The following is a 24,724-nucleotide window of genomic DNA, read 5'->3' on the forward strand; positions in this document are numbered from 1 at the left end:
GCTTATAGCTTATAGCTTATAGCTTATAGCTTATAGTTTATAGTTTATATAATTTTTAAAAATCTTTTTAACATATAGCGAAATTTTATAGCATTATAGAAACCAATGAAACTAGTTAATAATGCTATAGATTTTTTCTTTTTTAAATTTGATATAGGAACTTCAAGTCTAGTTATCGCATCTTTTGCTTCGTTGAATAAACTGGGATAATAAGCATCTATAAAGTCAACATAGCACTGCGCGAGTCCCTGTTTTAAATTTAAGTCTAAGTTAGCCTTAACATGCTTATGGTATAAATCATATGTTAGCAATATTGACTTCAAAGCTTCTTCTTTTCGAGAGTATGAGATTGAACCTTCTCCTGTGACTCTATAATATACTGAACTTTCTTCAGTGAAGACTATTTTATTAGCAATCGTCATACAACGACAAAAAAACTCACCATCTTGGTTTTTCAGGACCCTTTCGTCCCAAAGACCAGCTTCCTCAACAACGTTACGATGAACTAACCAAGTTGATGTTTGCCCCATTGAGTTATTATTCCATGAACACTTCAGCCAGTCGATTCCACTCTCGAACCCTCTATCTGTAGCTAAGTTTACCTTTCTTGCATTACTTATTTTGTCCTTAAAACGATAAAGGCTACATGAAGCAACTTCATAATAATTATTCAAATTTAATGATTTTAATTGTGCAGAAATTTTATTAGATGATAAACAATCGTCCGCATCAAGAAACTGAATATAAAGTCCTTTGGACTTTGAAAAACCATAATTCCTAGCGCTAGGCGCACCTGCATTTTCTCTAGTGAAGGCAAATATATTAGAGTGTTTATTTGAATACTCTAAAGCTATTTCAAAACTTTTGTCGGAAGAGCCATCATCTACAACAATTATTTCAATGTTTTTATATTCCTGGTTAATGCAAGACTCTAACGTTATTGGTAGATATTTATCGGAATTGTAGACAGGTATAATAACTGATACCAATGGTAGACTTGTCATGCTAATCAAAATCCTTAACTTTATAAAACATACTACATTAATCACTTTATTACTAAGCAAGAAACAACTTAAAATGTATAATTAAACCTTAAGCTGGTAAAGCTGGTTTACTCTACCATATCATTATTCTGAATTTATTATGCTTTAATTACTAGGTTCATTCTACTGGCTAGATCTTTATCATAACTAACAGGAAGGAACTTTATATAACCATTCCCTGGCGTAAAAGTTAATTCTCCAAAATATACTTTATCTTGTATATACAGATCCACCCTGACAAAAGAAAAATCTTTAGACAAAAGCTCAACCAATTCAACAGCCTCTTCAAATTTAGAGGGTTTAGGTGCAACTTCGCCTACAGCGTATTCTTCTCTTGATATATTTAACGGCTTCCAGTCTTTTGAGTAGTAATTATGCTTTGTCGCACCATTTTGCCTTTCACCTATTACTTGCACGAACTCAATAACACCGTCTATACAGTAAAACTTATAATCCTTTAAATCGCCTTTAGACTCAATATATTCCTCGCATAAGACGACCTGCTCTACACCTTTATACTGTCTTTCTCTGCTAGTTGAATAGAAATCGGACTGAAGCCAATGAGCCATTAATTCCCTAATTTCATTGTTAGAATATTGACTTTTATCTGTGACGACCAAATTAAAGCCACAACCATTATTTAATTTAATAACAAACTTTACAGGCATATCCGCTATATCAAAATCGTCGGTCGTCTTGCACACTTTAATCAATTTAGGTAGGTAATCAGCACCAGCTTTTCGATTTACAAAGTCTCTAACTTTGTACTTATCTACATATACAGAATAATCAGAGAGCTTTTTATCCATTTTCCAAGAAAATATTCTATCGCTAAAAGTTTCAATCCTATTTTTTGAAAATACTCGGCCAGTATATTTATAATATTCATATCTTATGTAGAGTGAAGTTGGTAACAACGGCCTAATAGATGATTTAATAAACTCATAATAATCTGCTAAATTCCTCATTTTAAGCTTCCCCTTCGTACCTTAATTTCTAATGCATTCCTCGTAACATAATAATAAGCCTCATTTCTAATAAGATGCATAGCAGCAAGCTCTCTGCTAAGAGCTTTAGGGCGGCCTAATACTTTATTCAAAAGCTCCCTGATAGTCCCTTTAACTGTTGTATCTATTGGAAAGTCGGTTACAGCACAGACTAATTGCTTTTTAAATTTATTGTAAGCTTCCATGACCATTACCTCGTGCTCTTGGTAGTAATTCTCATTTAATAGTTTACTAAGATAATCCAGGTCAATTTTTTTATTGTCTCTTGCTACATCAACTAAACCATTTGAAGTATAGTGGTAAACTGGTTCAAAACTTATGGGTAAATTTTTCTCAATCTTTAATAGTACGGCAAACGATTGATTCTCCGAGTTGGCAGAACGACCACCATCAAAATAGAAATTTCCTAAGCTATAAAAAATCAAGCTAGACCCATACTCTTCTATTCCTTGAGGAACATGAGGATGAGAACATATGATAGCATCCGCCCCTAAATCACAAAAATGCCTATAGCGCGCTCTCCATTCCTTCAAAGGAATTGGATAATTTTCTAAGCCAGCATGAGCAAAAACTAAAACAAAGTCACATATAACTTTCAAGTCCAAAATAGTTTGGTCTATTACTGGACTATTAACCCACGCAAAACCAGCTTCTGTAACTCTATCAAAATCATTAATTACACCAAACTGTGCTTCACAAGCGTTGATTATGCCAATTTTCATCCCGCCTAACTTTTTTATCATCGGAGCATAGGCTGACTCTTTATCAAGACCTGCTCCAATGGTTTCAAGTCCACATTTATGAGCTAAGTTAATTGTTGCATTTAAGCCTTCATAGCCATAATCAAAAATATGATTATTTGCTAGGAGAGCTAAATCAAACCCCTGCACCTTCAACCCCTCTAAAGTTTTTGGTCTTTGTGCATGATGAGGACCACTTTTTAGTTGAGGAGTACCAACCCCCTGGATGGGAGCTTCAAAATTAAAAACCGAGTAATCTGCAGCTTTTACTATTTCTTCAAGTTCAGGTGAAAGTAAAGAACAATTAACATTATTGTAATTAACAATATCTCCGCAAGCGAAAATTTTAATCATTTAAATATCTCCCTATATTAAATTTATGGCTTTTCCATAAAACGATAGTAATAATTGCTATATTGATTACTGCTCCTGTTATACTAAAAAGCATGACAGAAATCACATCACTCTTAAAAACAAAATAACCTACTAATAGGGCAATTAAACGAAGAAATATTGTAAAAAAAGTAAAAAACAAGTAAAACCCTTGGATTTCTAATATTGGAATAGCTTTATTACTAGGTGGATTCATAAACATGAAGTAAATCCACACAGATAACCACCTTGCATATTCACCAGCCAATACCCACTCTTCTCCAAAAACAAATCCAAATAACCACGGCCCAAATAGTATAACCGACATAAATGGTAAAAACCCTAGAGCAGCCAAAGCGAAAGTTGCTTTCTTTATCAGTTGATAGAGATTTTCGTTATTGTGGGCAGCTTCAGTTATTCGAGGATAAAACACATCGCCAACGGCTTTACCCACTAACGTTGATGGTATAGCCATTACTGTTTTAGCCAATGTATAAAACCCAGCAGATGCAGGGCCAAAAAAACTAGCTAACATAAGTATTGGTAAACTTTGTGAAAGTGCATTTATAAACTGTTGTGGGGCTCTATAAAGTGGAAAATCCCTATAAATTAACGCAACTTCTTTTACGCGCTTAAAGTCTATTTTTTTGTATGTGATCCTATCGTTAGGAGCTGTTGTTTTATAGGAGCCAATCCATAATTGAAACGCATAAAGAGCATTTCCTAAAGTAGCAAGTATTACTAGAACGAATCCTAGTGGGGAAAAATATCCAATTCCGACTTTACTGCTATTTAAAATTAGCGATTGACTGACAGCTACTCTTGCCATTATTTTAAACTGCTTTTTCCTAATTAGCCATTGCTGCATAACTTGTTCCGCAGCCGCAAAAAATAAAGCAAATGGAACCAATATTAGATAGTTCTCTATAGTCTGAATATTTAATAAATCTGCTATATCATTGCTAAATAAAATTATACTTACTAAGATAATTGTAGACACAAGCATTGATATATAAATACTCAGTTTTGCTATTGCTCTGGCGTAATCATCATTTTTTGGTAAAACTATAGCTATTGGATAAGCAAGCGCTGCAATTGGTACAAGAATAGCAAGAACTGCAGTAAATGTTCCTAATAGTCCAAATGCTTCAGCACCATAAAATCGAGTTATAATAGGAGCAAAAAGCATAGTGAGCACCTGAGCACCAGCTGTCCCAGAAACAACCATTATTACGCTACGGATAAAAGAACTTGTCGCAAACTTCTTATACATTATGTATTCCTTCAATCTTCAAAGTGATTCCTTTTATTTGAATTAATAAGTTTTACTTTATGTATTAGTTAGTAAATTTAAAATTAAATAATTCACTATGCATTAAACTACAAAAATACAACTAACTAACTTACATAGGCATTTTAACCTTTATTATTTAAGGTGTAGAACATAGCTAAAATCATTCTAAAATATTTTATTAATTAACGTCTCACCTAAAAAATTAGTAACTCAATCAATTTAAGACATTAATTTCAGCCATAATCGATTAAATAAAAACCATGTTCTAAATTAACTCCACAATATATTATTAATAGAAAATATAACTATGTGTATTTACTAACTCGGCCTTTACTAAATAGACCATAAAAGAAACCAACTCCGTGAGATAAATCACATAAGGAGTTCAATAATGAGCTCTTAGACGAAATTAAATGGTAAGGTAATAAACACAACCCTTTCGCCAAATATAGTAAACCTTTTATTATACAAGTTATATAGTTTTCAAAAGAGGTTCTCACTGCAGACTCAATCATAAAACCTGTAGCGCCAATTCTAAATGTTCTCCGCATGGCCCACGCAACTGACAAACGACTACTTGCAATATATTCGCTTACAACAGAACTTTCACTCCATATAATCTTGCCACCTAATTTATTAACCCTTAGAAACAGCTCTTTGTCCTCTCCGCCATTAATAAGTTTCGGATTAAAACTCAAGTTATTAATATTCATAAAATTTACATCTATCAGTACATTGTTAGTAGCTGACCATTTTATTTCTGCTCCATCAGCTAATTTTCGTTCTTGGTATACAGTAGCGTTACAATAAAATAAACTTGTCCCTTCAGGAAATATAGCTAATTGAGGACCAGAGGCAACATTAGAATATTTATTAGCATTAACCAGTGTTTCTATCCAGCTTGGGGAAGCAAAGGCGTCATCGTCAATAAAAGCCAAATAGGTATAGCCTCTCTGTTTTGCATATTTGAGTGCCGCATTTCTTGCACTTGGAATACCTTGCACTGGCTCTAATAAATGATTCACTCTTTTATCACTATTGTCATAGTTACTGATTATTTTCTTAACTTGATCATCAGGTTGTTGGTTATTCTCTACAACTAATATTTCTATTTGATATCCATTTATATTAGTTAACGCCTGCAAGCTTGCTAAACACTCGTTAAAGGTATTATTCCGGGCGCCAGTTGTTAAAGTTGTAACAATAATTTTATCCATGGGCATTTACTCTTCTATATTTTTTAGTAATTATTGGTATAATTTTAAAAAAGGACCTTTCATCTAAAACTATTAATATTAATTACTCTTAACAAATATGAAACTCAAAAAGTAACGAGGATTCAATTCGTTATATAACTACATTATCAAGCAAATAAATTCTTCATGCAAATTATTAAACTATCCTGATATTTATATTTTCGCATTAACCAACCAACTAACTTATTAAATAATTAATTCGGCTTTCCATTTTATCTACTATCCGCAATGTAAACTTATAATAAAGACAAAATAGCTACTCTGAGCTACTAATCCTTAAACACCTAGACTAATTTACTACTCATATACCCTCACGTAATCAATCAAAAACTGCTGTGGAAAAATAGTGTTATCTATTCCTTTTCTTCCTCCCCAGCCTCCGCCAATAGCTAAGTTAATTATTAAGTACATTGGTTGTTCAAATGGCCAAGAACTGATGGAATCACCTTCTTTTTGATAGCTAAAATGTAGTAAATCGTCAATATAAAAATCGATACGTTCAGAAGTTTGTTCGACACTATATATATGAAACTCATTTGCAAGATCATAAACTTTTATAGATGTATTGGCTGCATTGTTTTTTTTATGATTTCGAGTACCAGTATGGATAGCTGAATGAATTTTATTTGGATCAAAACCAACATATTCCATAATGTCAATTTCACCTGATTTCGGCCAACCAACTTCTTTTATATTACTTCCCAACAACCAAATTGCAGGCCAAACACCACGCCCCTGTGGTAGCTTAGCCCTGACCTCAATTCGACCATACCGAAATCCGGGTAAATGCTCTGTGGTTAAGCTTGCTGAGCTGTATCTATCTTTTGGCTGTTCATCAAACAAATACTGCCATAGACTTTCTGGTTTTTTAGCAGGTTGATAATGCGACTCTATTATTAAAAATCCATTTTCTATTCGGCTATTTGAGCTATTTGCTTTTTCATATCGTTGAGCTTCGCCATTACGAACATACCCTTGTTCGTAATGCCATTTACTACTATCAGGTAGCCCATCAACGTTAAATTCATCATTCCAAATTAAGCTTCCAACACTTGCAAACACGCTCTGTGAAAAAAAAAGACATACAAATAGTGAGGTAAAAAAACGGAAATTTATAAACATAATAGATTAATACAACTCAATATTTTTCACACCAAACAGCTTAGTTACCACCCCAAAATGTAAACACCCTCTGAGCAACCAGTTGTATCGTTTAACAGGGTGTAAGCAAAATAACACCATCATAATTAAGCAAAATGTAAACTTTGAGAATGCTTTAAACATAAGTTGAGTAATAAAAAACTTACTACTAGTCGCGTTAAATAGAGTAAGTGCATAAGTTTGACCTACCCTAAACTTACGTTTTATCAACCAGTTCAAAGTTGCTCGCTCACTTGGAACAGGCTCATGAACTATGGCGTTCTCAGCAAAAGCTAATTTTGCCCCTTTTTTGAAAGCTCTTGATAGATAATCTGTATCTTCGCCACCACTTTTACCAAGCGACAAATTAAACATTTCGTTTTCAAAATATTGAGAGCTTAATTTCAACAAGGTGTTTCCTGTGTACCCTGTTTCAATTACGCCATTAACAAATACAGGTTTAGTTGAATGGAAATCACATTTAACTATCCAATTTGGTGCGTTGCTTGGGTAAACCGATATTACTGGACCTAAAACAACATCGGCATTTTCATTTAATGCAGTTTTATATAATTCAGATAGCCACGTATTTGAGGCTGTTTCATCGTCATCAATAAAAACTAGCCACTGAGTTTCACAATTGATCAAACACGCATTTCTCGCAATGGATATATTTCGAGATGGTGCATGGATGTATGTAAGTGTAATATCTAAACTTTTAGCTGTTTCTTCGATGAGTTGACGCATAGTAGGCTCAACATCATTGTCAGCAACAACTACTCTTACTTGCATATCCTCAGGTAATACCTGTTCAGCTATTGAAGCTAATGTTTCTTTTATTTCTACACGCTTATATGTACAAATAGCAATTGTAATTTCAACCATCATGACTTACCCGTAACTAAAGAAAGTGAGTTGGTAATCAATTTTTTGCAAAACCCAATTGACCAACCAAAATGCATAGTAGCTGCAATAAATCCTGATAGAAGATTAGTTAATGAGCGGCTCTTTAAAGCGAGCAACGCTCCATAAGCTAAACACACGCTTAGCCAGCCAATAAAGGGAATAGTAAATACCCAGCTAATTGGAGCAAGTAAAAAAATTAACAAGCATGGAAATACTGATAAGGGTATTAACTGTCGTATTTTGGGGATTTGTTTGTGCTTTAAAGCATTACTCGCACGCCCTACACCATAACGATAATATTGAACAAATAGGCGATAAAAAGAATCGCGTGGGAAATATTTCATCTTTGTTTTCCCAGTTAACCAAATTCTATACCCTGCAGAAGTTAGCCTAAAATCAAGCTCTGCGTCTTCGTTTGCAATAAATGCATCATCATAGCCACCTACTTTTTGAAATGCTTCAATGTTCATTAGCGCATGATGTCCGTGAATAACCCACTTACCCTCATTATTATCATTGCGATGAGCAGATCCGCCATTACCTAATTTAGAGTTTTGTGCGCAGGCAGCAGCTTTTTGAAAACTATTTATTCCGACTGTATCCATGCTTATCACGACAGAATCTGCCTTGACTGCTAACGCTTCTTCATAAAGTGTTTTTAAAAAGCTTGACGGATATTCCCCATGTGCATCTACTCTTGCAAAATAAGTAAAATCGTTGCCAAATTTTTCTACAGCTAAATTAATTCCAGCACTTTGAATTTTTTTCGGGTTATTGATTAATTTTATATTTGGATAATTTTTACAATAACTATTAACAATAGCTAACGTGTTATCGCTGCTTCCACCATCAGCAACAACTATAAGCTTTGCCGATTCACTAGTAAGCTGCAGTAGCAATTTTTCTATATGCGCTTCTTCGTTTAAGCAAGGTATTACCACTAATAAATTTAATTCACTCACTTAAAGCTCCCATTAGTATCTTGGGCCCATTTAGCGAGTGCATTTTTAAGGCCATTATCAAATAACAAGCCTTCATCTTCGAGCCACTGGGGGTATACATCAGTGGAGTTTATTAGTTTTAAAATACGTTCAGGGTGAATACCTATATCTAGAAAGTTCACTGCTTTTAATAATGAAGCACCAGCCAACATTACACTTTTAGGAAATAGCATGGTTTTTACATTTTGAAAGTGCTGATCTTGAAAAGCATTTACAATATTCTCTAATGTATAGCGAGTGGTATACGCACCATTAAATAAAACAAAGTGAGTGTTTTTATTTCGGGCGTGTTCTATTGCATAAAGTAAATCATCAACGTAAATACATGATTTTATAGTGTCTTTTCTTCCAGGATATATAAAAAAACCTTTATCTAACAAGCTAGCAAGGCGGGTAAAGTTGCCCCCCTCACCCGGACCAAACACAACTGCAGGCCTAACAATGATCAGTTTTGAGCTTTTATTACGCTCATGCCATGCTTTATGAATTTGCTCTGCCATCATTTTAGAAAAACCGTAAGACGAAACGGGTGTTGGTGTTGATGCCTCAGTTTTTCTGCTCTCGCCTGCTCCATACACTGATATAGAACTAGTAAAAATAATTTCATTTATGCCATTATTTTCAGCAAACTTAGTTATCTCATTCGCACCCAAAATGTTAGTTTCATAATATTCATGGTGTTCATGGCCTGGGGTTGTATGTATAGCCGCAAAATTATAGATAGTGCTGATAATTTTACCATTAAGCGAAAACGCACTTAAATCCCTCACATCTGCATTTATATAAGTAACCCCATCAACATTTACTTTTGGTGGTTTTATATCGACTGAAATTATTGATGATATATTGCTCTCAACTAATTTATTAATAAGGTGTGAGCCAATAAAGCCAGAACCACCAAATACTAAAACGCCACTCATACATTCCACCTTAATTTTATAGACTTTAATTCAGTTGTTTGTTTTAAGTAAACCCATGCAGCACATATTAAAAAATGTGAAATTGTAAATTGTGAAAACCAACCTGCTTCCAAAAAGGTCTGCAAAAACATATACAAGAACACCATCAGTGCAAATCCTTCTTTACTACCAAGTTCTAATATTTTTTTGTTCGCTAATAACCGAATAAACTTGCCAAGTAACAAAATAAAAATAAAACCACCTAGTAGCCCCATTTCTACCGTTATATCGATATACATATTATGGAAGTTAAATCCGGCACCTGAAGGGACATGAGCAAATTCCCAAATTTCTTCTGCTAATGGGTTGCCTACATAAAAGGCACTTTGAAACCCCAATCCAAAAATTGGATTTTCAGTAATACTCTCTAACCCACGTGACCAAATAAATGTACGACCTGTTAATGTTGGATCTTTACCCAGATCGTACATAACATTATCAAATGTGCTGGTATTACCTATAACAATCAAACCAAAAACTAGCATTAAAAAACTTAATACTATTAGCCAATTAAACTGACTTCTTATTAACTTTGGTAACTTTATTTTTTGATAAAAAATATAAAACAAAGCCACTATCAACACTAAAGCTGTAGTTACAATTGAGCCTAGACTTTTAGTTTTGAGCAAAACTGATAATGATAAAATGACTAGCGTCAATCCAAATATTTTGTCTTTTTGCGTAAAGTTATGATTTAGATAAATAGCGACCCCTACAAAAACACTAAAAGCAGCATTCATTGATAAAAAGTTTTTACTATCAAAGATACCTATTAGATTGTACTCACCTGTTAAGCCATTTACGACATATCTGTCAGATATGAGGCATAAAAACATAGTTATAAAAAAGCATATTCCTGTTATTTTAATAAATAAATCAAAGCGCACTACCGCAGCAATAATCATTGCAAACACTGTCGTCAGTAACAGCTGAATTCCCCCCCGCAAAGTTAAAAGTGGGATATCGGACCAAATACTAGATACTATGGCTAATAATGGTATTGCTAAAAGCAGTTTGTTTTTAACAAGCAAGTCTAATAACTTATTTTCATACATTAAACAAAACAGTACACCACTAATTAAAAAGCTTAACGCGGCAATAGTACCAAATAAAATATTAAATAATATACCCATAAAAGATACTAACAATAAAATATTAACTACCTTTTGCTTACTTATTTTAAGCATTTAATTTCACCGCATTTTGAGTCATGTAATTAACCTTTATATATTAATCAACCATAAAAATAAGAAGTATAATCGCTTCATATCTAAAACTTGAAATTAAATTAATGTAAAATTAACCAGGTATAGTATTACGCCTTCTCTTTTCACCTAAAAAGAGCATGGACATCAAAGAATGCTTTTTCAGAATGGAGTTCAGCAGCATAGGTCCAACCAAACCAAATACTAAGCCGGTTAAAACATTAAATAAAGTATTATCTACCCCAATGTAATTTAGAATGACGCGTGACAAAACTAGAAAATATAGGTGGTACAAATATATAGTGAATGAAAAACCACCTATAAAAGCAAGAGTTTTAACTTTAATCTTACTGAAGTAAAATAATGAACACCCAAAAAAACCAACAAGTAAACCAAATATACTGATCCTACCGAAGTTATTACCTTCTTGAATACGAAAATACTTAAATACTAATAAGCAAATAAATACAAAAGTTAACCCTCCGATTAAAGCTAGGTTAACTTTCTCGTTGTGTTTTTCGTGCGAAGCTAATAATGTACCCAGGGCGAAATATGGAAGTAGAAAGAAGAAGCCTGATAAAGAGAAAAAAGTAATGTCTTCCGGCAAAAACATAGACAACACAGTTCCTATTACAAATAATAATAAATACGTTGTTTTTACTGTTAGCTGCAAAAATGATATTGCCCCATACAGAAAAAATATTAAAAACATTGCTTGTAGAAACCAAAAGTGAAATTTAGACTCCCAGAAAACAGAGATGTAATATAAATAACTATTAACCTCTACTGTTTGATTTGCCACAGGTGCATTAGCTTGAATAATTAAATAAAGAGGTCCGAGTATAATTAATGGAACTAAAAGGCGAAAAAACTTACCCTTCAAAAGTATATTAAATTGACTTGGTTTAATCCCCCTAAAGGAAAATATTATACCGCTTAAAAAAGCAAATAAAGGCATCCTGAAATTCTCAAGCATTGTATTAAACAAAAAATAGATATTTCCTTCAGGAAGCCTTAAGCCTGCAACAACAGGCATACCTACTAAGTGGTTAAGCACAAGTAAAAAACATGCCAATCCTCTCAACGTCTCCAGACTTTGAACTTTGTTTCCCTGCACTTTCATCCCTAAATACTTTTATTCAAAAAAACACATTAACTAGGCTATTTTATAACATTAAGTTCTTAGCTAACCTTGTAAATTCTTCACCCATATGACTTGACTGCATAGCATATTCAACATTGGCAAGCATATAACCTAATTTAGAACCACAATCATGCGACTTCCCTTTTAGGTGGTAGGCTTCAAGCGTTTCTAGGTGGCGCAATTGTAATAAGGCATCAGTAAGTTGTATTTCACCGCCAGCACCTGGTGGGGTGTATTCAAGTAAATCCCAAATTGCTGTAGATACAACATAACGCCCTGTAATAGCTAAATTACTCGGTGCTTCATCGTTATTTGGTTTTTCGACCATGTTTTTAATTGCAGCATTTTCGCCTGCATTTATTTTTTTACCTGCTAAATCAACCACACCATATTGATGCACCTGCTCTTGCGGTACGGGCTCCACCATTACTTGGTTGTAGCCCGTTTTGTCGAATCGGTCGATCATTTGGCTTAAATTATCGGTTTTTGAATTTGATTTATATTTATCAATAATTACGTCGGGTAGCATTACTGCAAATGGGTTATTACCAACAATTGGGCGCGCTGCTAAAACAGCATGGCCTAAGCCTAGTGGTGCCGATTGGCGAACCGAAATTACGGTTACATCTTTTGGTACTATTGAGCGAACCTCTTCTAGTAAACTACGCTTTACGCGCGCCTCTAGTGTGGCTTCTAGCTCAAAGCTTGTATCAAAATGGTTTTCAATTGAGTTTTTTGAAGCATGTGTAACAAGCACAATTTCTTTAATGCCAGCAGCTACAGCTTCGTTAACTACGTATTGAATTAAAGGTTTATCTACCAGAGGAAGCATTTCTTTAGGGATGGCTTTTGTGGCTGGTAACATACGCGTACCAAGACCAGCTACAGGTAATACTGCTTTTAAAACTTTCACTTTAATTCCTTTCATTATTTTTGTTAAACAACAAAAAAAGGAATTGCTAAGCTAAAATCCCTTTTTGAGCGCTTCACATGCCGTGTGAGCTTGCTATTATACACAACACAATAATGCACTCAATAATTAAAGAGTACTTTTTGATTGTTTTTTTGTTAACTTCATGTTGCACAACATTGGGTTGCATCGCACTATTTCAGTGCTCTCATACTTTTTAGTGATCTACCTTTTCAAAGCTACCAATACTATACTAGGCTTGTTTGGTTATTAAGGAACACAGACTTAAGGAACATTTGTGCGTTTAGGGTTTTACATTTTATTATTAGTGTCTTTTTTTGTATGCGCACAAAATACGCTTTTGTATTTACGCAATAGCGATATAATTGCGCGCGCTCAAAAACAGTATGGTGATGAAGGGCATAAACGTATAAAAAGTTGGCTAAGCTTTATAGATGAGTCTGCTGATAAAAGTGAATGGCAAAAAATCCATTTAGTGAATGACTTTTTTAATAAACACATTAAATACAAAACCGATGATGAGCTTTGGCACCAAAAAGATTATTGGGCCACCCCACTTGAAAGTTTAGGCGTGGGTATGGGGGATTGTGAAGACTACGTAATTGCCAAATACTTTACATTAATAGCACTTGGTGTACCCGAAGATAAAGTTCGTTTAATGTATGTACGCCAAAAAACAGTTAATCAACCTCATATGGTACTTATATATATTGAAACTCCAAATCAAATCCCCTTTGTTTTAGGCAATTTTAACACTAAACTACTGCCCGCTAATAAGCGCCCTGACTTAACACCTATCTATAGTTTTAATGGCCAAGGTTTATGGTTAGCCAAATCAAAAGGGTTAGGTAATAAAGTAAAAAATAGCCGTGGTGTTTCTGCCTGGAATACCATGCTAGAGCGAATTGAACAAGGTGAGCTTGCTCCCATTAAAAGTAACATTAAAGGAACTACCAGTTATGTCTCGACTTTTTAAAAACGGATTGAGTCTTAAAACCCAAGTTTACGGTTTAATAATCGTTGTTTCGGTTGTTTCATTTGTGGTTAGGATAGTTACAGATGTTGAAGCCACCCGCGATTACTTACAAACACAAATGGGTAGCCACGCGCAAGATACAGCAACAAGCTTGGGGCTTTCAATATCGCCCTACCTTGAAGAAGATAGCTTAATGATTGCCCAAACCATGGCAACCGCTATTTTCGACTCCGGTTATTACAAACAAATAAAATTTACTAACGCCGATAATAAAATAGTTTTTGACCTAACAAGCCCAAAACGCGTTGAATCTGTACCTAATTGGTTTATTACAGCAGTAAAGCTTAAAGCCCCTACTATGCAATCAGAATTAAACAATGGCTGGATTATGGCAGGAACCCTTGAAGTAACAAGCCATGTTGGGCAATCGTATTTAACGCTATGGGAACATACTAAACGCAGCTTTTATGGTTCTTTATTATTATTGGTAGCGTCGCTTGCAGTAGCATATTTAATACTACGTGCAGTGTTTAAACCTTTAAAGGCAGTAGAAAACCAAGCACACTTGGTTACGCGTAAACGCTTTACATTAAACGAAGAAATACCAGTTGCACGCGAGCTACGTACTGTGACTAAAGCCATTAACAATATGGTAATGAACTTACAAAGCACCTTTGACTCCTTAACAAAGCAAACACAAGCACTTACCGATGAAGTATATGTAGACTCACTCACGGGGCTGGGTAATCGCCGTTCGTTTGAGAACCACTTTAACTCAGTGGTTGACGCCATTACTAGCGACACTCCAATCACTGCAATGATGGTTACTCTCCCCTCACTTGCTAATATCAACCAAACTGTAAGTTACCAAGATGGTGACGAGCACGTACATGATGTAGGCGTTACTTTGCAAAATGTGTTTGGTGCTTTAACCAACTCTAAAATATTTAGACTTAACGGTAGTACTTTTATTGCTTTAGTCCCATTCGATATGCAATTTTTAAATAGAACACGCCTCGATATAAATGATGCTTTTAGTAAAAAGAAAAACAGCTTACACGTAAATGGTTTTGCTAACTTAGCGTTAGTAAGTGTTGATAAAGGCTCGTCTATTGGGAGTGTGCTTTCGGCGCTTGATACTGGCTGTACTATTGGCGATTCGGCTGTAAATAAAGTAGATAAAGATACTTTGTTTAGTGTTAAAGAGTGGCGTTCGCTTATTCAGTCAATTATTGCTACTGGTGAAGTTAGTTTTTCGGTGCAGCCAGTTAAACGCACTAACTCACAAAACAAGCAGTGCTACTTTGAGGTGTTTGCTCATTTTACGCATGAAGGCGAAAAGGTTAATAATGGCCATTTATTTGCTATGGCCGAAAAGCTTAACTTAACCGAAGAGTTAGACAAAAAGATAATTCGTAACTTTGTAAACGTTAAAGAGCAACACCCAGACGATACATTTGCGTTAAATATTAGTAAGGCTTCGTTGTATTCAACTGACTTTATTGAATGGCTTACTCTTTATGCACACACTAAACCAATTATTAAAACAAACTTGATTTTTGAATTGCATGAAATTAGCTTACTTTACAACGTACATGTTGCCTCTTTACATATAGATACAATAAAAGATATTGGCATAAATGTGTGTGTTGAACACTTTGGTACTAGTTTAACCTCGTTTAGATATTTACAAGGGTTAGACATTGAATATATAAAAATAGATGGTAGCTATATTCAAGATTTATTAGATAACACCCAAAGCCAATTTTTTATTCAAACAGTTAATAATATTTGTCATGGCTTTGGTATTAAAGTTTTAGCTTGTTTGATTGAAAAACCTGAAACTTTAAAGGTACTTGAAAGTTTAGGTTGCGATGGCGTGCAGGGTAATTTAATAATGCCGCCAACCAAAATAATAAAAACTAGTGATAATGGCGTAAATAAAGAGTTTACTTTTTGCACCGATGCGCTAAAATTTTGTAATTAATACTCTACCAAGGGACAAGAGATGAAATCATTTATATTAGCCGGCTTAATAGCAGGTGCATCTTCACTTACAGTTTTACCAAGTTATGCACAAACGGATACTGATGCAGTAGTACAAACTGAAGGCATGGCTAATTTAGTCAACGTTTTAAATAGCGCAACTGCTGAAACAGCTCCAGATCAGCTAAAGGCAGATTTAGTAGCAGCTATTAATGGCGTATGTACAAATTGTACTGCTGCTCAAGTTGATTCTATGATGAATGTAGTTGTGGATGCTGTGGGTGCCGATAGCCCACTTATTGCTGATTTTTTAGCTGCACTTGTAGCTGCTGGCGTTGACAGCGATACTGTTACACTTGCTGCTATTACAGCTGGCGTTGATGCCACTGTTGCCTCTGAAGCAACAGCAGCTGGCCCAGGTGGCGCACCAGCTCCTGCTGCTCCGGTAATTGTTACTTTACCAACAACTGCAGTACCGCAAGGTGCAGGCGGCACTGGTGGCGATGCAGGTATATCTGAAGTCGGTAACTAACCGTTAATAAAATAATAAAAACGCAGCCTTTTGGCTGCGTTTTACTTTATATGGCTTATTTGTTTAGCCCTTCTTTTAGGCTCTTAGTTTAGAGAACCCTGTGAATCGTTTTATATTTTTTTTACTCTGTGCAATTTTATTTTTGCTGCCCTTACCACTAGGTAGTTACCGCCCTTGGGCAATTTTAGCGATGGGGATATTAATTAGCGCTACTTTTTTCATCCATTTAGTTTACAGCAGTATTAATAACAAGCACCCTTTATACCCTCCGTTATATTCTTGGCCCTTATTTACTGTACTCGGTATAGTTGCGGGCGTATCCGCAGTACAAATATTTACCGTAAGTGTTGACCCTTTTCAGACCAAACAAATGCTTATTAAAACAAGTTTTATGATTTTATTTTGTTGGCTATTATTTATTTATTGCAATACTGAAAAGCGTATTAAAAATTTAATATATGCAATTATAAGTGCCGGCGTGTTTCAGGCTTTGTATGCCACTTATTTAAACCTATCGCCCGATATAATTAGTCCACTATTTGGCTATAAACATACCGACCGTGCTATTGGTACGTTTACTTACTCTAACTTTTTGGCTAACTTTTTAGCTTTATGTTTATGTTTAGGTATTGGTGTTTTAGTTAGCGAATTAAAGCGCTCTACTAGCGATTATAAACAAACATTAAAACAAACGCTTCGGGCGTGGACTGAGATACTTTTAAGCTCAAAAATAATTTTACGTATTTCGTTAATTATTATTATTGTTGCGTTAATTTTAACCCGTAGCCGAATGGGTAACTCTGCATTTTTTATTGCATTAATGGTTGTTAGCTTACTCGCGTTTTTTATTTACAGGCAAAAACCTAAAGCGTTTAAACTACTTATCATTAGTTTTTTTATAATCGATTTAATTATTATCGGCGCTATATTTGATGTAGAAAAAGTTAAACAGCGTATAAGCGAAACCAGTATTTCATCAGAAACCCGTGACGAAGTTGTACGTGATTCAATACCCCTCATTTTAGATAAGCCTTTGTTGGGCTCTGGTGGTGGTACATTTTATACTGCGTTTCCGGCGTATCAGTCTGAGCCTTATTCAGGTTACTACGATAATGCCCATAACGATTACGTACAGTTTGCAGTAGAGCTGGGTATACCCACAACAGCCGCACTGGGCTCACTTATACTTTATTGTTTATGGTTATGTATAGCGACTATGCGAAAGCGTAAAACAGCGTTGTTTCAGGGCGTTGCTTTTGGCTGTGCCATTGCAATTATAGATATGCTGCTGCATTCATTGGTAGATTACTCTTTACAAGCAGGTGCAAACTCAATGTTGTTTATGACTATTTTATGCTTGGCAATATTGAGTAGTAAGTTACCTGCGTCTAAACGAAGCAGAAAAGAGCATGGTTAAATACAAAGCCAAGTAATTAGCTAATATAGACTGATTAGAAGCTGCGCTTCTCACGCGAGCAAGCTCAGCGTCTACCGCCAAGGTTAAATTTACGGTTAACTTGTTGGCGTGACAAGCAAAGCCTTTAATAAGTAATTTATGCACTAAGAGGTTATGAGGCGCTGTGCTTTTAGAAAAGGAAATAAACACCAAACGCAGTTTTTATTAGTATTATGTCTTCTCATTTACTCCTCTTTCGCTTCTCTTTGTGCAAATAGATCTTTAGCTGGTTTTTAAATAAATTAAGCGTTGCTTTCGTAACAACCTTACCCCGTGTAAGTAATTTATTCACTAAGAGGGTATGAGGCGCTGCGCTTTTAGAGAAGGAAATAAACACCGAAACTGTATTATGATTGGTATTGTGTCTTCTCATTTACTCCTCTTTCGCTTCTCTTTGTGCAAATAGTTCTTTAATTGATTTATTGGTGAATAGACTAAATAATTTAAGCGTGGCTTTCGTAACAATCGAACCCGTTATAAGTGATTTTTTTACTAAGAGGTTAAGAGGCGCTACGCTTTTAGAGAAGAAAATAAACACCGAAACTGTATTCTGATTGGCATTGTGTCTTCTCATTTACTCCTCTTTCGCTTCTCTGTGTGCAAATAGATTTTTAATTGATTTTATTAGTAAATAGCTCAACAAACGAGTGACAACTTAATAAATTGCTTCATATAGCCTACAAGTATTCAATTTTATTATTTTATTTGTACTACACTTAAGTCTTATTTTAGAACTCTTTCTTAGTTGATTAAATGCTTGTAAATTAAGCAAAAGGATACCTATGGATACTGATACATTAACAAAAACAGTAATAGGTTGCGCTATAGAAGTACACAGGAATTTAGGCCCAGGGTTATTAGAATCGAGTTACGAAACTTGCTTAATATATGAATTAAGTAAAATTGGCTTATCTGCTAAAAACCAAGTTGAGCTGCCGATATATTATAAAGATCAATATATACATACAGGTTACCGGTTAGATATTTTATTACCTAATAAATTAATAATTGAACTAAAGGCGGTTGATAAGCTTCTTCCAATTCACTCTGCACAATTGATAACTTATATGAAACTTGCAGAAATAAGTACTGGTTTACTAATAAACTTCAATGTTCTAAAGCTAGTCGATGGTATAAAGCGCTTTAATGCATAAAAATTATTTACTTAGGTTTTAAGTCGTTATCCAAAGGGCTATAAGTAACTGTACATTAAATTTTTAAGCGATTTATTCACAAAGAGGTTATGAGGCGCTGCGCTTTTAGAGAAGAAAATAAACACCAAACGCAGTTTTTATTAGTATTATGTCTTCTCATTTACTACTCTTTGTGCAAATAGATCTTTAGCTGATTTTTATAAATAAATTGAATAATTTTAAGCATTGCTTTGTAACAGCAGCGCCTGTAATTAGTGATTTTTCACTAAGAGGTTATGAGGCGCTGCGCTTTAAGAGAAGGAAATAAACACCGAAACTGTATTCTGATTGGTATTGTGTCTTCTCATTTACTCCTCTTTTGCTTCTCTTTGTGCAAATAGCTCTTTAATTGATTTATTGGTGAATAGATTAAATAATTTAAGGGTGGCTTTCGTAACAATCGTACCCGTTATAAGTGATTTTTTCACTAAGAGGTTAAGAGGCGCTACGCTTTTAGAGGAAGTAATAAAACCGAAACTATATCCTGATTGGCATTCTGTCTTCTCATTTACTCCACTTTCGCTTCTCTTTGTGCAAATAGATCTTTAGCTGGTTTTTATAAATAAATTGAATAATTTTAAGCATTGCTTTGTAACAGCAGCGCCTGTAATTAGTGATTTTTTCACTAAGAGGTTAAGAGGCGCTACGCTTTTAGAGGAAGTAATAAAACCGAAACTATATCCTGATTGGCATTCTGTTTTCTCATTTACTTCTCTTTCATTTCTCTTTGTGCAAATAGATCTTTAGCTGGTTTTTACTGTAACAGCAGCGCATGTAATTAGTGACTTTTTCACTAAGAGGTTAAGAGGCGCTGCGCTTTTAGAGAAGGAAATAAACACCGAAACTGTATTCTGATTGGTGTTGTGTCTTCTCATTTACTCCTCTTTCGTTTCTCTTTGTGCAAATAGATCTTTAATTTATTTAATTAATTATTGATTAAAAATTACTGCTCTTCTAAATCGAACTCAGTTAAATGCCCTTCACCGTGTATAAGTTGATATCGGGCTAAATTCCCTTGCTCTAGTGTTATTAAACTAATAGCTGAGTCGCTTACTAAGTATTTTTGCCCTTCACCTATGGTTTGGTGTTTATCTACTTCCATATGCCAGCGTTTAGTAAAAAAGTTTAAAGGGCTTTTTGGGCCGTATAAAATTGAGTCGAGCTTATCGAGTATGTTTATTAATTTACGCGGGAACTCGTTTTTAATACCGCTGGCGGTAAGCTGCCAAATTCGATTGTGGTGATCGCCAAAACGCTTTTGCACCGAAAAGCAAAATGAGTAATGTACGTCTCCCGATAAAATAAGCGTTTCGTTTGGGGTGTCGGTGCGTCTAAAAGTATCGAGTAGCTTTTTGGCTGAGCCTTCGTGCGCCATCCAGTTTTCTACGTCAACCATAAGCGGTTGCCCGCAAATATTAAACATGGCTTGAATGGCTTCTATTGATTTAACACCAAATACAGGGGCTGGCGATACAATAATAACCTGATCGTGGCTTAATAGGCTTTCTTCAAGCTCTGTTAAACGCTCCCAATCAAGTAGACCTGAAGGCTCGTTAAAGTTTTGCTCATTTCGCCAACGGTGCGTACGTGTATCTAGCACCACTACTTTTGGGGTTGTAGTTAACTCATAATGCCAAAAACTAAAATCGTTTAGTGGTTTATCAAATGCTTTAAACTGCCACAAATTATTAGCTGTACGGCTTTGCTTAAAAGGTGTGAGTAGCTCGCCTGTTTTATTTAGTGCATCGTTCCCCATTCCTTGAAAAAGCCAATAACTAATTAAGCCGTTATTGATGATCCGTTTACTACTTGGGTTTTCATTTATAGCTTGCTCCCACCCAGCGGTGAGGTTCCAATCATCAGTTACATCGTGATCGTCAAACATCATTAGCGTAGAGACATTGGCAAACAACCGCTCTACTTCACCTAAGCCTTTTGCATAATCAATCAGTGCTGTTTTTTCAGCGTCAAAAATAGTTTTGTTTTGCTTGTTTTGACCTGAATACGTTGTGTTTTTTATATCAACGCATTGCCAAACAGCAGCACTAAAATTTAATAAATAAAGTGCTATATATTCTTCAAAATGGATAAGGTGATTGTAGGCTTTTACGCTTGAAAAATGAGGTTCGTCTTTTTTTAGCCAGTAACCAACACCTAACTTTGAGCGTTTTTGCCAAGGCGTTTTTGGTAAAAACAAATGGCGATTATAAAGTTGCTCATTTATATCGCCCGGTAGCTCAATGGCAAGTGGTTGCTCTTTATAGATACCTAAGACTTTAATTAACTGATGAATAGCTAATAACATGGGTCCTGCTACATCATCGGCGTAAACCTGGTCACCGCTCAGTAATAATAATTGTGCGCCTTGGCTATTATTACCGCGCTGAGTATTTTGCCACTGACTTGCAGACACTAAGCTGTCTTTTGCTGGATGATGTGCATTACGGCACGAGCCATGCAAAATATCACTCAGTTTGTTAGGAATTACAAATGCAGGTGTTGTTTGATTGCTATAGCACCAAGGCGATAAATCAATTATTGCATCATCAATGATGAGCTCATAACTTAATAATTTATCTACAGGAAACAGATTGTCTACTGGTTTTATAACAATAAAATGCAGGTATAAATACTGGCCTAAAGCAATTGTTTGTTGTTCGCTATAACACTCAGTATTTAATAAGTTTATTTGGCAGCTAGCAGATTTGGAGGTAGCAAACTGAATACAGACTCCAGTTTGCTCTGCACGGCGCACCATTGGCCCCATTAGTAAAATAGGAAGGTTTGCCGTGTGAGTAATCATGTATTTAGCCTTTAGCTGCTAATTTAAATAAAGAATAAAAGTTTTCGGTAGTCGCTTTAGCAAGTTCATTAAAGCTAATGCCTTTAAGTTCGCTAATGTAATAAGCTACATCTTCTACGTATGCTGGCTGGTTTGTTTGCCCACGATACGGTACCGGTGCTAAATAAGGCGAGTCGGTTTCTATTAATAATCTATCTAGCGGTATTTGCTTTACTACTTCTTTTAGCTCAATAGCATTTTTAAAGGTAACAATGCCCGAAATAGAAATATAAAACCCCATGTCTATGGCTTTTTTTGCCATATCCCAATCTTCGGTAAAGCAATGTAATACACCACCGCAGTTTTCGGCCTTGTGCTCACGCATTAAATTAATGGTATCGCTGCGGGCATCACGTGTATGAATAATTAACGGCTTTTGTAATTCGTTAGCCACTTCAATATGCCCAACAAAGCTTGCTTGCTGCACTGCGTGGGTATCTTTTGAATAGTAGTAATCAAGACCCGTTTCGCCAATAGCGACAACTTTTTCGTGTGAGGCTAAGTCGATTAGTTGCTGTTTATTAAGGGCGTCTTTTTGATCAAGTGGATGTACACCGCATGAGGCTGAAACATCGTCGTAATGCTTAATTTTATCAAGCATGCTTGGAAACTGATCAAGCGTTACGCTTACACATAAAAAGTGCTCTATTAGCTTTGCACGCGCTTTATCAAGAACTTGGTCAAGGTTTAAGTCTAGTTTATCAAAATCAAGACGGTCTAAATGGCAATGAGAATCTACAATCACTATAAGGCCTGTATTATGTTCAGGGTTTAAATTTGTTCGTTTAATTTATTATGTTAGTAATTAAAAGAACCCAATATAGGGCGGCGTTAATCTCAATGAAAAACCGACCCTATAACTACATGGTATATGTTTGATCGCCTGAGTTTAACATAGTCCCAAGCAGCTTTTCGATTTTAGCGTTTAGGTTTGTTTTATCGTCTAAAAAACTAATACCAATACCTGGAGGATTAGAGCTTTGTGCACCTTGTGGCGTGATCCACGACACTTTACCTGTCACTACGTCATCTTCTAAGGCATCGGGCAAAGTAACTCTAAGCGCTAATGAATGCCCTGCTTCGTAACGCATATTAGTGCGTACAAATAAGCCACCTTTTTTTAAGTAAGGCATATAACAACGGTATAACTCGTCTAAATCGTCTATGTCTACTAGTAGTTCTTGCATGATTAATCCTTTTAAGAATTTCGCAATGTGTATGCTAATCGTGATACAGCAAGCGATAAATTAAGGCCAAGTACTTGTGTGTTATTTTGTAAAAACTCGCCTAATGCATTTTGCGCACTTTGATAAGCGTCAAAACTCATGCCTTGCAGTAATTGCTGCTTTAGTTGCACGCTTAAAAACAAAGTAAATATACGAACAAGTTCAGGCTGTTTGTTTATTATATCGACTAACGCTTTGAAATTATGGCTTTGTTTAAACTCAGTTGCAAACTTATACAGTGTATCAATATTTTTTAGCTGGTCTTGCTGTTGCCAATGCTTTACTTGCAGCGGTTGGTTATAAAAAAGTGCTAACCAACTATAATTAGGAATATCTAATGTCTCTAGCCATTGCTGAGCAAGTGCTGTATTAGTTATTTTTACGTCACTTTTAGCGCATCGACTTAAAATAGTTGCAGGGAGCTGCTCTGGTTGGCTTGTGGTTAATATTAAAAAGCGGCTATTAGTTGGCTCTTCAAGTGTTTTTAATAATGCGTTAGCTGCTGCTGTGGTCATTTTTTCGCAATTTTCGATTATCGCGACTTTATTGCCATTTTGCGCTGCTGAGTGATTCATAAAATCACTAATGCCACGAATATCATCTACACCAATACTTTGCCCATCAACTTGCGTTAAACGTTTGTCGGGGTGAGTGCCAGCCAGGGTAAGTAAACAACTTTTACACTGTCCGCAAGGTTTTAGCACGCTGTTTTGCGCAGCTACCTGCTTAGCTATATTTTGGCATAACAAAGCATTCCCAAGCTCATCACTTAGCTCAAACTTACCTACGCCAACAGGCCCACAAAATAATTGCGCATGATGAAAACGCTCTGCGCGATAACTTTTCGCTAAACGTGCTTGAGTATCATGTAGCCAAGGCAATGGCATATTATTTTAAGCCTTCAAAAAATGAATGCAGTACATTGGTAATATCGCGATGTACTTTATCAATACTTTGGTTTGCATCAACGGTTTTAATTGTATTGTCGTCATTAGCAAGTTCAACATAACGCATACGTGTACGCTGAAAAAACTCAATGGCTTCTTGTTCAATACGGTCAAGCTCGCCACGCCCTTTTGCACGCTCAAGACCTGTCACTGGGTCAATATCAAGGTAAATAGTTAAATCTGGCTTTAAACCTTTTAACACCATTGACGAAAGTGAAGCTAATGTATTTGAGCTAATGCCACGCCCACCACCTTGATACGCCTGAGACGATAAATCATGACGATCGGCAAGTACCCATTGGCCTTTATCAAGCGCTGGGGTAATAACATTGTGCATTAGCTGCGAGCGAGCTGCGTACATAATAAGCAACTCGGTTTCAAAGGCAATTTCTTCTTCGTGTTCTGCTTTTACAAGCGTACGAAGCGATTCAGCCAGTGGCGTGCCGCCAGGTTCGCGGACGTTAATGAAGTCTATTTTTTGTTTGTTTAAAAAGTCTTGGCATAACGAAATAGCGGTTGATTTACCCGCGCCTTCTAGCCCTTCTATTACTATAAATTTTGGTTTCAT

23 protein-coding genes are annotated in these 24,724 nt (G+C 35.5%); 5 read left to right on the plus strand and 18 right to left on the minus strand.

Features of this window, described 5'->3' with window-relative positions; all coding sequences use genetic code 11:
- Positions 1 to 44: 44 nt before the first annotated feature.
- The 12 genes from H5120_RS14665 to galU form a co-directional block, all read right to left on the minus strand.
- Entirely contained in the window at positions 45 to 1,004 is a 960-nt protein-coding gene (locus H5120_RS14665) for a glycosyltransferase (protein WP_182675288.1), read from the minus strand.
- 137 nt (positions 1,005 to 1,141) lie between these two features.
- Positions 1,142 to 2,011, minus strand: coding sequence for an ATP-grasp fold amidoligase family protein (locus H5120_RS14670; protein WP_182675290.1), 870 nt, complete (start codon positions 2,009 to 2,011; stop codon positions 1,142 to 1,144).
- Positions 2,008 to 3,144, minus strand: a complete 1,137-nt coding sequence (locus H5120_RS14675; RefSeq protein ID WP_182675292.1) for a CapA family protein — start codon at positions 3,142 to 3,144, stop codon at positions 2,008 to 2,010. The genes H5120_RS14670 and H5120_RS14675 overlap by 4 nt, the downstream gene beginning before the upstream one ends.
- Positions 3,137 to 4,435: a lipopolysaccharide biosynthesis protein gene (locus tag H5120_RS14680; protein ID WP_182675294.1), complete on the minus strand. Its 1,299-nt coding sequence runs from the start codon at positions 4,433 to 4,435 to the stop codon at positions 3,137 to 3,139. The genes H5120_RS14675 and H5120_RS14680 overlap by 8 nt, the downstream gene beginning before the upstream one ends.
- A gap of 326 nt (positions 4,436 to 4,761) precedes the next feature.
- On the minus strand, positions 4,762 to 5,673 hold the full coding sequence (locus H5120_RS14685) for a glycosyltransferase family 2 protein (RefSeq protein ID WP_182675296.1): 912 nt from the start codon (positions 5,671 to 5,673) through the stop codon (positions 4,762 to 4,764).
- Between the two features lie 336 nt (positions 5,674 to 6,009).
- Positions 6,010 to 6,774 (minus strand): glycoside hydrolase family 16 protein, encoded by a 765-nt coding sequence (locus H5120_RS14690; RefSeq protein ID WP_182675298.1) that lies wholly within the window; start codon positions 6,772 to 6,774, stop codon positions 6,010 to 6,012.
- A gap of 66 nt (positions 6,775 to 6,840) precedes the next feature.
- Positions 6,841 to 7,740 (minus strand): glycosyltransferase family 2 protein, encoded by a 900-nt coding sequence (locus H5120_RS14695; RefSeq protein ID WP_182675300.1) that lies wholly within the window; start codon positions 7,738 to 7,740, stop codon positions 6,841 to 6,843.
- Entirely contained in the window at positions 7,737 to 8,720 is a 984-nt protein-coding gene (locus H5120_RS14700) for a glycosyltransferase family 2 protein (RefSeq protein ID WP_182675302.1), read from the minus strand. The genes H5120_RS14695 and H5120_RS14700 overlap by 4 nt, the downstream gene beginning before the upstream one ends.
- Positions 8,717 to 9,679, minus strand: a complete 963-nt coding sequence (locus tag H5120_RS14705; protein WP_182675304.1) for an NAD(P)-dependent oxidoreductase — start codon at positions 9,677 to 9,679, stop codon at positions 8,717 to 8,719. Before H5120_RS14705 ends, H5120_RS14700 begins: the two co-directional genes overlap by 4 nt.
- Entirely contained in the window at positions 9,676 to 10,905 is a 1,230-nt protein-coding gene (locus tag H5120_RS14710) for an O-antigen ligase (protein ID WP_182675306.1), read from the minus strand. Before H5120_RS14710 ends, H5120_RS14705 begins: the two co-directional genes overlap by 4 nt.
- Before the next feature lie 112 nt (positions 10,906 to 11,017).
- Positions 11,018 to 12,040: an acyltransferase gene (locus tag H5120_RS14715; protein ID WP_182675308.1), complete on the minus strand. Its 1,023-nt coding sequence runs from the start codon at positions 12,038 to 12,040 to the stop codon at positions 11,018 to 11,020.
- A gap of 49 nt (positions 12,041 to 12,089) precedes the next feature.
- Positions 12,090 to 12,980 (minus strand): UTP--glucose-1-phosphate uridylyltransferase GalU, encoded by an 891-nt coding sequence (galU, locus tag H5120_RS14720; protein ID WP_182675310.1) that lies wholly within the window; start codon positions 12,978 to 12,980, stop codon positions 12,090 to 12,092.
- 295 nt (positions 12,981 to 13,275) lie between these two features.
- On the opposite strand from galU, the gene H5120_RS14725 reads away from it, so the two are divergent.
- The 4 genes from H5120_RS14725 to H5120_RS14740 all read left to right on the plus strand — a co-directional run bounded on the left by H5120_RS14725 (position 13,276) and on the right by H5120_RS14740 (position 17,909).
- Positions 13,276 to 13,974 carry a transglutaminase-like cysteine peptidase gene (locus H5120_RS14725; RefSeq protein ID WP_182675312.1) on the plus strand — a complete coding sequence of 233 codons (699 nt, stop codon included), beginning with the start codon at positions 13,276 to 13,278 and terminating at the stop codon, positions 13,972 to 13,974.
- Positions 13,958 to 15,961, plus strand: coding sequence for an EAL domain-containing protein (locus H5120_RS14730; RefSeq protein ID WP_182675314.1), 2,004 nt, complete (start codon positions 13,958 to 13,960; stop codon positions 15,959 to 15,961). The genes H5120_RS14725 and H5120_RS14730 overlap by 17 nt, the downstream gene beginning before the upstream one ends.
- A gap of 21 nt (positions 15,962 to 15,982) precedes the next feature.
- On the plus strand, positions 15,983 to 16,492 hold the full coding sequence (locus H5120_RS14735; protein WP_182675316.1) for a hypothetical protein: 510 nt from the start codon (positions 15,983 to 15,985) through the stop codon (positions 16,490 to 16,492).
- Positions 16,493 to 16,592: 100 nt separating this feature from the next.
- Positions 16,593 to 17,909, plus strand: a complete 1,317-nt coding sequence (locus H5120_RS14740; protein WP_182675318.1) for an O-antigen ligase — start codon at positions 16,593 to 16,595, stop codon at positions 17,907 to 17,909.
- Between the two features lie 412 nt (positions 17,910 to 18,321).
- Here the strand turns inward: H5120_RS14740 and H5120_RS14745 are convergent, their stop codons facing one another.
- Entirely contained in the window at positions 18,322 to 18,522 is a 201-nt protein-coding gene (locus H5120_RS14745; protein ID WP_182675320.1) for a hypothetical protein, read from the minus strand.
- Positions 18,523 to 18,730: 208 nt separating this feature from the next.
- Between H5120_RS14745 and H5120_RS14750 the strand changes: the two genes are divergently transcribed.
- Complete coding sequence (locus H5120_RS14750; RefSeq protein WP_182675322.1) at positions 18,731 to 19,102, plus strand: GxxExxY protein; 372 nt, start codon at positions 18,731 to 18,733, stop codon at positions 19,100 to 19,102.
- A gap of 982 nt (positions 19,103 to 20,084) precedes the next feature.
- Here H5120_RS14750 and H5120_RS14755 read toward each other — a convergent pair.
- The 5 genes from H5120_RS14755 to tmk form a co-directional block, all read right to left on the minus strand.
- A complete protein-coding gene (locus tag H5120_RS14755; protein WP_182675324.1) occupies positions 20,085 to 21,944 on the minus strand; it encodes an alkaline phosphatase D family protein in 1,860 nt (619 codons plus the stop codon).
- Between the two features lie 4 nt (positions 21,945 to 21,948).
- The gene (locus tag H5120_RS14760; RefSeq protein ID WP_182675326.1) at positions 21,949 to 22,728 is read right to left on the minus strand and encodes a TatD family hydrolase; all 780 of its coding nucleotides are present in this window, start codon (positions 22,726 to 22,728) and stop codon (positions 21,949 to 21,951) included.
- A gap of 115 nt (positions 22,729 to 22,843) precedes the next feature.
- The gene (locus H5120_RS14765; protein WP_002962367.1) at positions 22,844 to 23,170 is read right to left on the minus strand and encodes a PilZ domain-containing protein; all 327 of its coding nucleotides are present in this window, start codon (positions 23,168 to 23,170) and stop codon (positions 22,844 to 22,846) included.
- An 11-nt stretch (positions 23,171 to 23,181) separates the two neighbouring features.
- Positions 23,182 to 24,096, minus strand: a complete 915-nt coding sequence (locus H5120_RS14770; RefSeq protein WP_182675328.1) for a DNA polymerase III subunit — start codon at positions 24,094 to 24,096, stop codon at positions 23,182 to 23,184.
- 1 nt (position 24,097) lies between these two features.
- Positions 24,098 to 24,724, minus strand: a complete 627-nt coding sequence (gene tmk / locus H5120_RS14775) for a dTMP kinase (RefSeq protein WP_182675330.1) — start codon at positions 24,722 to 24,724, stop codon at positions 24,098 to 24,100.

The sequence above is a fragment of the Pseudoalteromonas sp. SR43-2 genome (genome assembly GCF_014163885.1).
Taxonomy (GTDB): Bacteria; Pseudomonadota; Gammaproteobacteria; order Enterobacterales; family Alteromonadaceae; genus Pseudoalteromonas; species Pseudoalteromonas distincta.